This is a genomic window from Geodermatophilus sp. SYSU D00691, assembly GCF_054050275.1.
Window position 1 is genome coordinate 23,262 of the sequence record NZ_JBJGYZ010000018.1, and the last position, 12,688, is coordinate 35,949.

The window sequence follows — 12,688 nt, forward strand, 5'->3', positions numbered from 1 at the left end:
TCAAGAGGCGCCGTCCGCGCCTCCCGGACTGCCTGCAGCGTCCTCTGCCCCTACGACAGGATTGGCGGGCGGAAGTCATCGCGGCGCCACTGGTTTTCCGCTGGGACGGCTGGGACGGCTGCGCCGGTGTGCCGGACGACGCACCCCGGGGTCCCGGCGTCCGCGACCCGGGCGCGGCATCGTGGGGAGCCGTGTGCCGACTCCTGGGCTGGGCCTCGCGGGTGCCCACGCCGCTGCGCGACCTGCTCGGCGAGGCCGACCTCGACGCGTTCACCGAGCTGTCGGCGAAGCACGCCCACGGCTGGGGGCTGGCGCGCAGCACCGGCGCCGGCGTGGAGGTGCGCAAGCAGGCCGACGCCGCCCGCGGCAACGCCGAGTTCGCCGAGCTGGCGCGCGCCGGGCGCGCCGACCTGGGGCTGGCGCACCTGCGCCGGGCGACCCTGGGGCTGGGCATCGGCCTGGAGAACACCCACCCGTTCACCGACGGCCGGGTGGCCTTCGCGCACAACGGCTCGATCATCCCGCCGCGGTCGGTCGACCGGCTGATCCCCTGGCGGCTGCGCCGCGAGCGGCGGGGGGACACCGACAGCGAGCGCTACTTCCTCGCCGTCCTGGCCCGGATGCGCGACGGCCTCGCGCCCGCGGAGGCCCTCCTCGACACCGTGGGCGAGCTGGCCGCCACCGGCGACTTCACCAGCCTCAACTGCCTGCTGCTCACGCCCGACGAGCTCCACGCCGTCTGCCGTGTCAACCACGCCGCGTCGCAGGAGTTCGACGAGGGTCCCGACTACTACGAGCTGCGCTACCGGGTCACCGGCGACGCCGTCGTCGTCGCGTCCAGCGGCTGGGGACGCGACTGGTCGGCGCTCGGGAACGGGGACCTGCTCTCCGTGCGCCGGGGGACCCTGGAGGTCTCGCTCCGGTCCCTGGACGACGACGGGGTGCTCGTCGCCTAGCAGCGGGTGGGCGGCGGGTCAGGGGGCGCACCGGCTGCTCGACGCGTACGCCGAGCAGGACCGGCGGATCAGTCGTCCGCGGTGACCGGCGGCCGCTGCTCCTCCTCCCAGCGGGCGGTGACCGGCCGGGCGAGAGCGAGGATGAGGAACGTCATCACGAGCAGCCCGAGGGCGGACCCGACGGCCCACAGCATGAGGTCTCCACCATTCTGCGCCGGTCGCTGTCGTTCCGGTCCCCCCGCGTACCCGACGCCGGTCCACCATCCCCGACATGTCGACATGGCGACAAGCCACCCCGCCGCGACGAAGATCACGCGCCGGTCTCGGACGGTCGCGCCGCTCCGCGACGCGATCTTGCGGTCGCTCACCGTGCGCTGAGGCCCTCAAGTCACAGCACTAGAACTTCTCTCTAGAACATCAGTCCAGAACCGGTTAGGGTCGCCGGCGTGCCCTCCGCGTCCTCCCGCCCGGTCGCCGTCGTCACCGGCGGTGCCGCCGGCCTCGGGCTCGCCGTCGCGGAGGCGCTGGGCGGGCAGGGGCGGCGCGTCGTCCTCCTGGCCCGTGACCCCGGCCGGGGGACGGCGGCCCGCGACCGGCTCCGGGCGCAGGGCGCCGACGCCGAACTGGTGGTCGGCGACCTCGGCGACACCGCGTCGACGCGCAAGGCCGCCGCGGCGCTGCTCGACGCCTGCCCGCGGCTGGACGTGCTGGTGCACAACGCCGGCGCCTGGCCCAGCCGCCGGGTGCTCAACGCCGACGGCGTCGAGGCGGCCTTCGCGGTCAACCACCTCGCGCCCTTCCTGCTCAACGCCCTGCTCGAGGAGCGCCTGGCCCGGTCGGGGGCCCGGGTCGTCCAGGTGAGCGCGGGCATCTACGTCAAGGGCCGCGCCGAGCCCGGGGTGACGGCGGTGGGCGGCCGGTTCTCGGGGCTGCGCACCTACGCCGACACCAAGCTGGCCAACCTGCTGGTGACCCCGCTGTGGGCGCGGCGCTGGGCCGGCTCGGGGACGACGATCAACGCGGTGCACCCCGGCGTCCTGCGCACCGGCCTCGGCGACCGCCGCGGTCCGGTCGGGCTGCTGCTCGCGCTGGTCAAGCGCAGCTGGGAGCCCGCGGAGGCCGGCGCGGCGCGCGTCGTGCGGCTGGCCACGGCGGCGGAGTTCGCCGGGGTGACCGGGCGCTACGTCGAGGAGGAGACGGAGAAGGAGCCCGCTCCCCCGGCCGCCGACCCGGCGCTGGCCGCGGCCCTGTGGGCGGAGGCCGAGCGGCTCACCGGGGCCGGCCCGTGACGGCGCGCGGCAGGGAGACCAGCGCGCGGCTGCTCGACGCCGCGCTGGCGGTGCACGCCGAACAGGGGCACGACGGCATGACCGTGCACGCCGTGCTGGAGCGCAGCGGGGTGAGCCTCGGCAGCCTGTACCACCACTTCGGCAGCGCCGGCGGGCTGGCCGCCGCGCTGTACGAGCGCTGCCTGGGGGAACTGCTCGACGCCGTCCTCGCCGACCTGCGCCGGGCGCGCACCGCCCGCACCGGTGTGCGGGCCGTGGTGACCGCGTACCTGCGCTTCACCCGCGAGCACCCGGACGTCGCCCGGTACGTGCACGCGTCGTCGTACGCGTCGTTCCTGCCCGAGCACGCGCCGCGGATCGCGGCCTCCCAGGCCGCCCGCATCGAGGAGTTGCACGGCTGGTTCGCCCGCCAGGTGGCGGCGGGGCGGATCGTCGACGTGCCGCCCGACGTGCTGGAGGTGGTGGTCATCGGGCCGGCCGCCGAGCGGGCCCGCCGCTGGCTGGCCGCCGGCCCGGGTGTCGACCTCGCCGTCGCCGCATCGGGCATCGCCGACCTGGTCTGGCGGGCGGTCCGCACCGACGGGTGAGGATCAGCGCGGGTGCCGCTTCTCCACCACGCGGGCGAACTGCAGCACCATCGGCCGGCCGCGCAGCAGCATGAGCGCGTCGGAGACCGGGTTGTGCAGCCACGACGCCGGCCCGCGCAGCGGGTGCTCGTCCAGCTCGACCACGGTGTCCTCCCCCCACTCGTCGAGCTCGATCATGATCCGCGCCGAGCCGAGCAGGCCGGCGTCGGCCTCGAGCCCGAGCCGGCGGCCCTTGTCGAGCTGCCGGACCGTGGTGCGTCCCTTCAGCGTCAGCGGGCCGACGCCGACGGTGTAGTGGAGCGCCGTCCCCACCGCCGGCCAACCGGGGTCGACGGCGCGGATCTCCTTGGTGCCGATCACCCACTCCGCGTAGGCGTGCCCGTCGGCGAGCACGTCCCAGACCTGCTCGGGACGGCGCGGGACCAGCACGTTGACGACCGCCATGGGCGCATCCTGCCCGGGCGGTGCGCCGCTCACCCCTCGGGGCTCACCCGTCGGGGAAGGAGTGGTGCTCGTGGGCGACCACCCAGCGGCCGTCCTGCCGGCGCAGGCCGAGGGTGAGCCGCAGCCGCCGTCCCGGGTGCTCCGCGAGGTCGTCGGCCGTACCGCAGCGCAGCAGCGCGGCGGCGTACGCGACGTCGGTGCCGGCGGTCACCTGCAGCTCGACGACCTCGAACGACGCCCCGGACCGCTGCCACTCGAAGAACGGGGGCCAGGTCTCCCGGTAGGCGTCGATCCCCCGCACGCCGTCGTCGGGTGGCGGCACGTCGAACATGAGGATGTCGGCGGCGTGGTCGGCCAGGACGTCGTCCAGCCGGCCCTCGTGCACCGCGTCGGCCCACCGGTGCACCAGGTCCCGGATGTCGGTGTCGTCCATGCAGCAAGGACGCCGGGAGCCGCCTCTTCTCATCGGCGACCTGGCACCGTGTACCCCCGTGACGCCGCAGACCGGGATCTTCGCCCTGGGCACGCCGGAGCACTGCTACCTGGAGCTGGACCTCCTCCCCGGGGTGTCGCCGGAGGAGCTGGTGCGGGCGGTGGCCTCGCTGTCCGGGCCGCTGTCGACCACGGGCGGGGTCAACCTCGTCGTGGCGTTCCGGCCGGAGCTGTGGGTCGCCGTCGCACCGGGTGAGGCGCCGGCCGACGCGGCCGGGTTCGACGAGCCGGTGCAGGGGCCGGGCGGGTTCGCCATGCCGGCCACGCAGCACGACGCGTGGGTGTGGGTGGCCGGCGGCGACCGGTCCGCCGTCTTCGACAACACCCGGCTGGTGATCGACCAGCTGCGCGAGGTCGCCGACGTCGCCCGCGAGGTCACCGGCTGGCTCTACCACCACGACCGCGACCTCACCGGGTTCATCGACGGCACCGAGAACCCCTCGCTGCTGGAGGCACCGGGGGTGGTCGCGGTGGCCGACGGGCCGGGCGCCGGCTCGTCGGTCGTGCTCTTCCAGGTCTGGCGGCACGACACCCGGGCGTGGGAGTCGCTCGGGACCGGCGGGCAGGAGCGGGCGATGGGCCGGACCAAGGCCGACAGCGTCGAGTTCGACGAGGACGACATGCCGCCCAGCGCGCACGTGGCACGGACGACGGTCGAGCGGGACGGCGAGGAGCTGCGCATCTTCCGCCGCAACGTCGCCTACGGCGGGGTGACCGACCACGGGACGGCGTTCGTCGGGTTCGCCCAGGACCGCTGGCGGATGCACGAGATGCTGCGCCGCATGGCCGGGGCGACCGACCGGGTCCGCGACGGCCTCACCCACTGGCTGGTCCCGCTCAGCGGCTCGTACTACACGGTGCCGTCGGTCCGGTCCCTCGCCCGCTTCGCCCCCGTGGACGACGACTGACCCGACCCGCGGGTCTACCGCGAGCGCTGCTGGCGGCGGGCGATGAGCACGAGCACGCCCATCACGACCACGATCGGCACCCACGACGGCAGGCCGAAGGGCCCGAGGATCATCTGGGCGACGAAGAGGACGAGCTGGAAGCCGAGCCAGAAGCCCACCAGGAGGACGATCCAGAAGAGCACGGGCCGCTCGTACTGCAGCCGGCGCAGGTAGTCCATCGCCCCTCCTCGGGTGTGCCTGGGCCCATCGTCCCCCCGCCAACGCCCCGCGCGCCGGACCGGGTTCCCGCCCTCCCTCCTCCGAGGGCCCGGCAGCCGGGCTCGCCCTCCGGAATGCCCGCTCTCCGCGCGCACCGCCCGCGCTGCAGCGCGGGCGACGGGCGTGGAGGGCGGGCGGAGGGGCGTTCCCGCGGGAACGACGACCCGGCGCGCTGCCCCACGGCCGCGCTCCCCCACCGGGCGACCGGCCGGGCCACGACGGCGGTGAGCAGGGCCAGCGCGGCCACGCCGAGCATCGCCGTGCGCAGGCCCGCCGCGTCGGCCAGCGCGCCGACGAAGACCGGGCCCAGCACGAAGCCCAGGTAGGAGGTCGTCGAGACGGCGGAGGTGGCCCGGCCGCGCACCTCGTCGCGGACGTCGGCCAGCGCGGTGCGCATCAGGGTCGGGAAGAGCACCGCGGTCCCGGCGGCGGCGAGCGCCAGCCCGGCGAGCGCGGTGACCGACGACGAGGAGCGGGCCAGCAGGAGGGTGCCGGCGGCGGCCGTGACCGCGCCGCCGGTGAGCAGCGCCCCGGCCGGCACGCGCGCCGACGCCCCGGCCGCGAACCGGGCCGCCGCCGCGACGCCGGCGAAGACCGCCGGGGCGGTCGCGGTCAGCCCGCCGGCCACGGCGAGCTCGTCGGCCAGGAACACCGCGCCCCAGGACTGGTGGGCGTTCTCCACCGCGAACGCCAGGGCCCCGACCAGCCCGACGGCGACGAGCGGCAGCACCCACGAGGGCGTGCGCGCGGGCGGCGACCCGGCGGCCGGCACGGCCACGCCGGTGGCCGGCCGCACCGGCCACAGCGAGACGGCGGCGGCCAGGGTGGCCAGGACGACGAGGCCGAACGCGACGGCCACGGGCAGTCCCAGCGCCTGGATGCCGCCGGTGCCCAGCGCCCCGGCGACGACCGCCGTCGAGAACACCCCGTGCGCCCGGGTGAGCACCGGCCGCCCGGTGAGGCGCTCGGCGGCGCCGGCCACCGCGTTGATGCCGACGTCGCCCGAACCGGACATCGCGCCGAGCAGGAGCAGCAGCACGGCCAGCGACACGGCGTCCGAGGCGGCCGTCGCCACCGCGACCCCGGCCGCCGCCATCAGGACCAGCGTCACCGCCGCCGCCCGGCCCCCGAAGCGGTCGACCGCCCGGCCGGTGAGCAGCATCGCGGGGAGCGCGCCCAGGCCGATGAACAGCAGCGCCGTCCCCAGCTGCCCCTGGGTGACGCCGGCGGCGTCGCGCACCGCGGGCAGGGCGGCGCCCCACACCCCCCAGAGCGCCCCGTAGGAGGCGAAGGCGAGGTAGGCCGTCCGGGAGGAGGGTGAGGTCGCCGTCCGCATGATCTTAACGTTACACAGCCTGCGCTAGTCTCGCACCATGGCACGGAGACCGACGATGCCCGACGTCGCCCGGGCGGCCGGCGTCTCGGCGATGACGGTCAGCTACACCTACAACCGGCCCGACCGGGTGGCGCCCGCGACCCGGGAGAAGGTCCTCGAGGCCGCCGCCCGGCTGGGCTACCCGGGCCCGGACGCGGCGGCGCGCAACCTCCGCCGGGGCCGCACCGGCAACCTGGGCGTCGTCCTCGGCGAGCACCTCACCTACGCCTTCGCCGACCCGCAGGCGACCGCGTTCCTCGCCGGCATCGCCGAGGTCTGCACCGAGCACGGCCTCGGTCTCACGCTGATCCCGATCTCCGGCGAGGCCTCGGACGTCGACCGCGTGCGCGAGGCCGCGGTCGACGGGTTCGTCGTCTGGACGACGGTCGACGACGACCCCGTGCTGGCGGCCGTGGCCGCCTCCGCGCGCCCGGCCGTCGTGCACAGCGGACCGGCGGTCGAGGGGCTGCACGTGGTCACGATCGACAACCGGGCCGCCGCGGCGGCCGTGGCCGCGGTCGGGCTGCGCGGGTCGGCCCGGCCGGGCGTGCTCGCCTTCCCGCTTGACCGCCGCCGGGAGCCCGGCCTGCTGTTCGGGCCCGACCCGGAGGCGGCGCCCTTCCCGGTGACGCGCGAGCGGCTGGCCGGCTACCGCGACGCCGTCACCGCCGCCGGGCTCGACTGGGCCGAGGTCCCGGTCGTCGTGCTCGCCCGCAACGACCCGGCCGAGGCCGAGCGCGCGATCGCCCGGTTCCCGGCCGGCACCGACACCGTGCTGGCCATGGGCGACCAGGTGGCCCTCGCGACGCTGCGCGCCACGACGCGGTCGGTGCCCGACGAGCTGGCCGTCACCGGCTGGGACGACGCCGCCGGCGCGGCGGAGGCAGGGCTCACCACCGTGCGGCAGTCGCTGCAGGACCAGGGCCGGCGCTGCGCGCGGCTGGTCGTCGGTGACCCGCCGGGGCCGGAGCCGTCGTGGGCGGTCGTCGAGCGGCGGAGCACGCGGTGACCCGCGCAGCCGCGGACCTCGGACGCGCGGCGCCGTGGGCCCGCGCGGCCGGGATGACGGGCATGGCCGCCAACGGGCTGCTCGTGGCGGTCGTGCTGGCCGCCAGCCCCGACCGGTGGACCCGCCGGCTCGGGCTCGCCGCGACGGGCGTGCTCACCCTCGCCGGGCCGGCCCTGGTCACCGGCCTGGTGCCCTTCCGCGTGCAGATGCCGGTCGCCCTGGGCGGGTTCGGCGCCCTGGCCGCCTGGATCGGGCTGAGCAGCCGGCGCGCGCCACTGCCGGACGACGTCGCCCGCCTCGGCGTGCTGTCCGGCGGCGCGCCGGCCGCGCTGGGCGGACTCGCCGTGCCGACCTGGTTCCTCCGCCACGGGCGGGTCACCGGCCGGCTCCCCGGGTAGGCGCTGCGGGCACCGCAACCGAACCGGAGGAGCACGGCATGGACGTGGGAGGCCTCGCCGACAAGGCGAAGAACGCCCTGGACAGCGAGCAGGGCGAGAAGCACAGCGACCAGGCGCTGGACCGGGCCGAGCAGTTCGCCGACGACAAGACCGGCGGCAGGTTCGACCAGCAGTCGGACAAGGCCGGCGACCTGGCCGACCAGCACATCGGTCAGCAGCAGCCCGGCTCGTAGGCCGGGAGCTGGCGGCGGTGGGCGACACCCGCCGCCGCCCACCGGCTCCGGGGAGGTGCCCGTGGCGGACGTCCTGGAACAGGTGCTGGACCGGTGGGACGGCGAGCTGACCGTCGTCCACCGGGCCCGGGGCGCGGATGCGTGGATCGTCGTCGCCGTCCACTCCACCGCGCTGGGACCGACAGCCGGCGGGTGCCGGATGGCGGTCTACGCGACGCTCGCCGACGCCGTACTCGACGCCCACCGCCTGTCGTCGGCCATGACCGCGAAGTTCGCGGTGTGCGACCTGCCGCTCGGAGGCGGCAAGGCGGTGCTCGCGGTTCCCCGCATCCCGGACGGGCGCGGGCGGGTGCGGCTGCTCACCGAGTTCGGACGTGTCCTGGCCGGGATGCGCGGCCTGTACTCGACGGCCCCGGACGTGAACACCTCTCCCGCCGACATGGACGTGATCGCGGACGTGACCGACCACGTGTTCTGCCGGAGTCCGGAGCGAGGCGGTTCCGGGAGCACGGCGCCGGCCACGGCCGCGGGCGTGCTCCACGGGATCCGGGCGACTCTCGAGCGCCTGCACGGGTCTCCCCAGCTGCAGGGGCGGCGGATCGCCGTCCAGGGCACCGGGGCGGTGGGGGCGCTCCTCGCCACCCGTCTGCACGAAGCCGGCGCCGACGTCACCGTGGCCGACGTCGACCCGGACCGGGCGGCCGTCCTCGCCCGGCGCCTCGGCGCGAGGGCCGTCCCGGCGGACCGCATCCTCGAGCACCCGTGCGACGTGCTGGCCCCGTGTGCGGTCGGCGGAGTGCTCGCCGTCGACGACGTCCCCCGCCTCGCCTGTGCCGGGATCGCGGGCGCCGCCAACAACCAGCTGACCGACCCGTCGGTCGCCGAGCGGCTCGCCGAGGCGGGGATCTCGTGGGCTCCCGACTTCGTCGTGAACTGCGGCGGTGTCCTGCACGGCGTCGGCCTCGAGCTGCTCGGGTGGACGACGGACCAGCTCGAGGCCCGCCTGCGCGGGATCGCGGACACGGTGAGGGGTGTCTTCGCCCGGGCGAGCGCCGACGGGGTCAGCACGCTGACCGCCGCCGAGACCCTCGTGCGGGAGCGACTGGCCCGTACCGACCGGCCGCAGCCGGACTCGTAGGCCGCCGCGTGGCGGGGCTGGGCGGGAGAACGCCCAGCGTCAGCGGCGGGCGCCCAGCCGGTCCACGTCGATGCGCTCGCGGGCGACGTAGTAGAGCGTGGCGCCCTCGGGCACCGGCGTCTCCCACGGCGGGCTGACCACCAGGTCGCCCTCGACGCGCTGGGCGAGGACGGTGGCCCCGAACGTCTGCCCGAGGAAGGTCTGCGCGTCGCCGTAGGTGGTGGCCGGGAAGCCGCGCGGCACCCGCAGCGAGTAGGTGTTCCCGTGGCCGCCGCTGCTCATCAGGTCGTTGTAGACCTGGGTCAGCCCGGGGTCGGCCGCCTCCTCCGACAGCAGGAACGGCATGTGCCACTGCACCACCTGCACGCCGGCGTTGACGTAGCGGAGGTTGTCCCGCCGACCGAGGTCGCGCAGCGCCACGACGAGGTGGATCCCCGGGTTGGCGTGGTCGACGGCCACCGCGACGGCGAGGGCCTCGTTGTCGTCGCGGGCGTCGACGATCGCCGTCCGGGCCCGGTCGACGCAGGCCCGGGTCATCACGTCCTCGTGCGTGAGGTCGCCGCGCACGAAGTGGACGTCGCCCTGGTCGGGCACCGGGTTCTCCGCGACGTCGTCCCACGCGCACAGCGCGACCTGGCACCCGCCCTCCGCGGTCAGCTCGGCGATGATCCGTTCGCTCCGTCCGGGGGTGTAGCCCAGCAGGACGACGTGGTCCCGGAGGTCCAGCGCGACCACTCCTCTCAGGCGCCGGCCCCGCACCGACTGCAGCGCGGTGGCCAGCTGGGTGAACAGCAGGGTGAGCGTGACGATGCCGCCGACGATCACGAACGTGCCGACCGCCCGGCCCGCGGTGGAGACCGGGAACTGGTCGCCGTAGCCGACGGTGGCGGCCGTGACGACGAAGTACCACCAGTAGGTGCCGGGTGCGGTGATGCCGCTGCCGGCCGGCTCGACCAGCCACATCAGCAGCCAGCTGGTCAGGAACACGCCGACCGCCACGACCAGCGGCAGCCGCCAGCCGCGCAGCCGGAGCCGCACGAAACGCGACAGGCGGTACAGCAGGAACGGCATCGGCTCTCCTACCAGGGCGGACGTCCGGGGCAACCTACCCGGCGGCGTCGGCTCAGTGGCCGCGGAAGGCCTCCTCCAGCCACCACGACGGCTCGTCCCGCGTCACCTTGGCGTCGATCAGCAGCGGCCGGTCGCGCGGCCCGGCGAGCCACTCGGCCAGCGGCAGCAGGTCGCGCACGGTCCGCGCGGTGAGCGCGTCGAAGCCGTAGCCGCGGGCGATCGCGGCGAAGTCGGTCTCCGGGAAGCGCACCGTGTCCAGGGCGGCGCCGGCCGGGCCGAAGTGGTGCACCTCGGCGCCGTACGCCGCGTCGTCGTAGACGACCACCACCATCGGCAGGCCCAGCCGGACGACGGTCTCCAGCTCCGCGGCCCCCATCAGCGCCCCGCCGTCGCCGAGCGCCGCCACCGGCAGCCGGCCGGGCTGCGCGAGCGCGGCGCCGATCGCCGTCGCCAGGCCCAGCCCGACCGACTGGAAGGCCTGCGTGAAGCAGAACCCGAACTCGTCGGGCACCCCCAGGAACATGCTCGGGTAGCCCATGAAGTTGCCCGAGTCGACCGCCACGACGCGCTCGGCCGGCAGCAGGTCGTCCAGCGCGATGGTCAGCGCCCGCGGGTCGACGAACCCGTCGCCCCCGGCGTCCTCGAACGGCTCGTCGCGCCAGCGGATCCGGTCGTCGAGCCCCGCCCGCACGGCGTGCGTCCGGTAGCCCTCCCGCGTCTCCCCCACCGCCCCGGCCGCGGCGACGGCCACCTGGCGCACGTCGCCGACGACGCCGAAGGTGATCGGCCGCTGGGCTCCCAGCGCGTCGGGCTCCAGGTCGACCTGCACGACGACGGCGTCGTCGGCGATCAGCCGGCCGTGCCGCATGGTCCACATGTTCAGCGCGCAGCCCCAGCCCACGATCAGGTCGGCGCGGCCGATGAGCTCCGCGGCCAGCGGCGAGGCGAAGCCGCCGGAGACGTCCAGCGACCACGGGTTGCCCGCGAACAGCCCCTTGGCCACCGCCGACGTGGCCAGCAGCGCGCCGCAGCGCTCGGCCAGCTCCTCCAGCGCCCGCCGGACGCCGGCCCCGCGGGCGCCCCGGCCGGCGACGAACACCGGGCGCCGCGCCGCCGTGAGCGCCTGCACCAGCCGGTCGACGTCGGCGGCGTCCACCGGCCCGCTCGGCGGCGCGGCCGGCAGCGTCGGCATCGGCAGGTCCGGCGCCGCCTCGCCCTGGACGTCCAGCGGCAGGTTGAGCAGCACCACCCGCCGCTCGTGCAGCGCGGTGGCCACCGCGACCGCCGCCTGGGCGACCGCCGCGCCGGCCGAGCTGACCCGCATCGGCACCGCGCCCACCGCGGTGGCCAGCGCCGCCTGGTCGACGGCGAAGTTCGACCGCGGCGAGGTCGCCTCCGCGGCCAGGACGACGAGCGGCGTGCGGCTCTTGGCGGCCTCGGTCAGGCCGGTCATCGCGTTGGTCAGCCCGCAGCCCTGGTGCAGGGTCACCGCGGCCACGCCCCCGGACAGCCGCGCGTAGGCGTCGGCCATCGTCGCCGCGCCGCCCTCGTGGCGGGCGGCGACGAACCGGGCGCCCGCCGCCACCATCGCGTTGGTGACGGCGAAGTTGCCCGAGCCGACGACGCCGAAGACCTGCCCCACGCCGCACCGGACCAGTGCGGCGCCGACGGCCTCCGAGACGTTCACCGGGGAGCCCCCGTCAGCGCTCGACCAGCGCCAGCACCCGCGCCGGCGCGCCCGAACCGGTGACGATCGGCAGCGGAGCGGCGATCAGCAGCGCGCCGGTGGGCGGCAGCGCGGCCAGGTTCTGCAGCTGGGTCAACCCGTACTTGCCGCTGCCCATGAGCGCGGCGTGGCACGGGAACGGCGGGTCGAAGGAGTGCGCCGCCCCGGCGTCGGTGCCGACGGTCTCCACGCCCAGGCCGAGGATCGGCGCCTCCTGGCCGAGCCAGCGCGCGCAGTCCGGTGAGATGCCCGGCGTGTGCGGGCCGGTGTCGTCGGCGTTGAGGAAGTCGGCCTGCGACGCCGAGCGCGCGTCCCAGCCGGTGCGGTAGAGCAGCCAGCCGCCCTCCGGCAGCGGCCCGTGCTCGGCCTCCCACGCCCGGACGTGCTCCACCTCCAGCAGGAAGTCGGGGTCCTCGGCGGCCTGCTGCGAGAAGTCGAGGACGACGGCCGGCCCGACCAGCCGGTACGGCGGCACCGAGGCGACGTCGTCGCCGTCCTTGCCGGTCACCCAGTGGTTGGGCGCGTCGAAGTGCGTGCCGGTGTGCTCGCCGGTGCGGAAGTTGTTCCAGTACCAGGCCGGCCCGCGGTCGTCGTAGCGGCTGAGCTCCTCCAGCTCGAAGCGCGCGGTCTGGGCGAACTGCGGCGGCAGCTGGATGATCGGCGTCTCGGCCGACAGCGGGGCGGTGAGGTCGACGATCCCGACGCGCCCGCTGGTGAGGGCGTCGGCAACGGTGGACAGCAGCGACATGCGCTGCAGCATGTCGCATCCGCGGCCGTCACTGGAGAGCGCCGGGTCCGGCGGGG

Annotated in this window: 16 protein-coding genes; 8 read left to right on the forward strand and 8 right to left on the reverse strand. The window is 76.1% G+C overall.

Annotated elements, in window-relative coordinates:
* The first annotated feature begins 191 nt into the window (after positions 1-191).
* Positions 192-956 (forward strand): class II glutamine amidotransferase, encoded by a 765-nt coding sequence (locus ACI797_RS14435; protein ID WP_456859373.1) that lies wholly within the window; start codon positions 192-194, stop codon positions 954-956.
* 68 nt (positions 957-1,024) lie between these two features.
* Here ACI797_RS14435 and ACI797_RS14440 read toward each other — a convergent pair whose 3' ends face one another.
* Positions 1,025-1,150 carry a hypothetical protein gene (locus ACI797_RS14440; protein WP_456859374.1) on the reverse strand — a complete coding sequence of 42 codons (126 nt, stop codon included), beginning with the start codon at positions 1,148-1,150 and terminating at the stop codon, positions 1,025-1,027.
* A 252-nt stretch (positions 1,151-1,402) separates the two neighbouring features.
* Between ACI797_RS14440 and ACI797_RS14445 the strand changes: the two genes are divergently transcribed.
* Both ACI797_RS14445 and ACI797_RS14450 read left to right on the forward strand, forming a co-directional pair.
* Positions 1,403-2,245 (forward strand): SDR family NAD(P)-dependent oxidoreductase, encoded by an 843-nt coding sequence (locus ACI797_RS14445; protein WP_456859375.1) that lies wholly within the window; start codon positions 1,403-1,405, stop codon positions 2,243-2,245.
* A complete protein-coding gene (locus tag ACI797_RS14450) occupies positions 2,242-2,832 on the forward strand; it encodes a TetR/AcrR family transcriptional regulator (RefSeq protein WP_456859376.1) in 591 nt (196 codons plus the stop codon). The genes ACI797_RS14445 and ACI797_RS14450 overlap by 4 nt, the downstream gene beginning before the upstream one ends.
* A 3-nt stretch (positions 2,833-2,835) precedes the next feature.
* On the opposite strand, the gene ACI797_RS14455 is transcribed toward ACI797_RS14450, so the two are convergent.
* Positions 2,836-3,276 carry an SRPBCC family protein gene (locus ACI797_RS14455; protein WP_456859377.1) on the reverse strand — a complete coding sequence of 147 codons (441 nt, stop codon included), beginning with the start codon at positions 3,274-3,276 and terminating at the stop codon, positions 2,836-2,838.
* Between the two features lie 43 nt (positions 3,277-3,319).
* The gene (locus ACI797_RS14460) at positions 3,320-3,709 is read right to left on the reverse strand and encodes a nuclear transport factor 2 family protein (protein WP_456859378.1); all 390 of its coding nucleotides are present in this window, start codon (positions 3,707-3,709) and stop codon (positions 3,320-3,322) included.
* Between the two features lie 58 nt (positions 3,710-3,767).
* On the opposite strand from ACI797_RS14460, the gene ACI797_RS14465 reads away from it, so the two are divergent.
* Positions 3,768-4,676 (forward strand): Dyp-type peroxidase, encoded by a 909-nt coding sequence (locus ACI797_RS14465; RefSeq protein ID WP_456859379.1) that lies wholly within the window; start codon positions 3,768-3,770, stop codon positions 4,674-4,676.
* Between the two features lie 14 nt (positions 4,677-4,690).
* On the opposite strand, the gene ACI797_RS14470 is transcribed toward ACI797_RS14465, so the two are convergent.
* Entirely contained in the window at positions 4,691-4,834 is a 144-nt protein-coding gene (locus ACI797_RS14470; RefSeq protein WP_456859380.1) for a hypothetical protein, read from the reverse strand.
* Positions 4,786-6,270, reverse strand: a complete 1,485-nt coding sequence (locus tag ACI797_RS14475) for an MFS transporter (protein WP_456859381.1) — start codon at positions 6,268-6,270, stop codon at positions 4,786-4,788. Before ACI797_RS14475 ends, ACI797_RS14470 begins: the two co-directional genes overlap by 49 nt.
* Before the next feature lie 37 nt (positions 6,271-6,307).
* On the opposite strand from ACI797_RS14475, the gene ACI797_RS14480 reads away from it, so the two are divergent.
* From ACI797_RS14480 to ACI797_RS14495, 4 genes are all read left to right on the forward strand, one after another.
* The gene (locus tag ACI797_RS14480) at positions 6,308-7,318 is read left to right on the forward strand and encodes a LacI family DNA-binding transcriptional regulator (protein WP_456859382.1); all 1,011 of its coding nucleotides are present in this window, start codon (positions 6,308-6,310) and stop codon (positions 7,316-7,318) included.
* Positions 7,315-7,716, forward strand: coding sequence for a hypothetical protein (locus tag ACI797_RS14485; protein ID WP_456859383.1), 402 nt, complete (start codon positions 7,315-7,317; stop codon positions 7,714-7,716). Before ACI797_RS14480 ends, ACI797_RS14485 begins: the two co-directional genes overlap by 4 nt.
* Before the next feature lie 38 nt (positions 7,717-7,754).
* Positions 7,755-7,949: an antitoxin gene (locus tag ACI797_RS14490; protein ID WP_456859384.1), complete on the forward strand. Its 195-nt coding sequence runs from the start codon at positions 7,755-7,757 to the stop codon at positions 7,947-7,949.
* Positions 7,950-8,010: 61 nt separating this feature from the next.
* A complete protein-coding gene (locus tag ACI797_RS14495) occupies positions 8,011-9,087 on the forward strand; it encodes a Glu/Leu/Phe/Val dehydrogenase dimerization domain-containing protein (RefSeq protein ID WP_456859385.1) in 1,077 nt (358 codons plus the stop codon).
* A 39-nt stretch (positions 9,088-9,126) separates the two neighbouring features.
* Here ACI797_RS14495 and ACI797_RS14500 read toward each other — a convergent pair whose 3' ends face one another.
* Genes ACI797_RS14500 through ACI797_RS14510 form a run of 3 tightly spaced genes read right to left on the reverse strand, consistent with a single transcriptional unit; the run spans position 9,127 to position 12,644 of the window.
* On the reverse strand, positions 9,127-10,158 hold the full coding sequence (locus tag ACI797_RS14500; RefSeq protein ID WP_456859386.1) for an ion channel: 1,032 nt from the start codon (positions 10,156-10,158) through the stop codon (positions 9,127-9,129).
* 52 nt (positions 10,159-10,210) lie between these two features.
* A complete protein-coding gene (locus ACI797_RS14505; protein WP_456859387.1) occupies positions 10,211-11,845 on the reverse strand; it encodes a thiamine pyrophosphate-binding protein in 1,635 nt (544 codons plus the stop codon).
* A 13-nt stretch (positions 11,846-11,858) separates the two neighbouring features.
* A complete protein-coding gene (locus tag ACI797_RS14510) occupies positions 11,859-12,644 on the reverse strand; it encodes a cyclase family protein (protein ID WP_456859388.1) in 786 nt (261 codons plus the stop codon).
* Positions 12,645-12,688 lie beyond the last annotated feature (44 nt).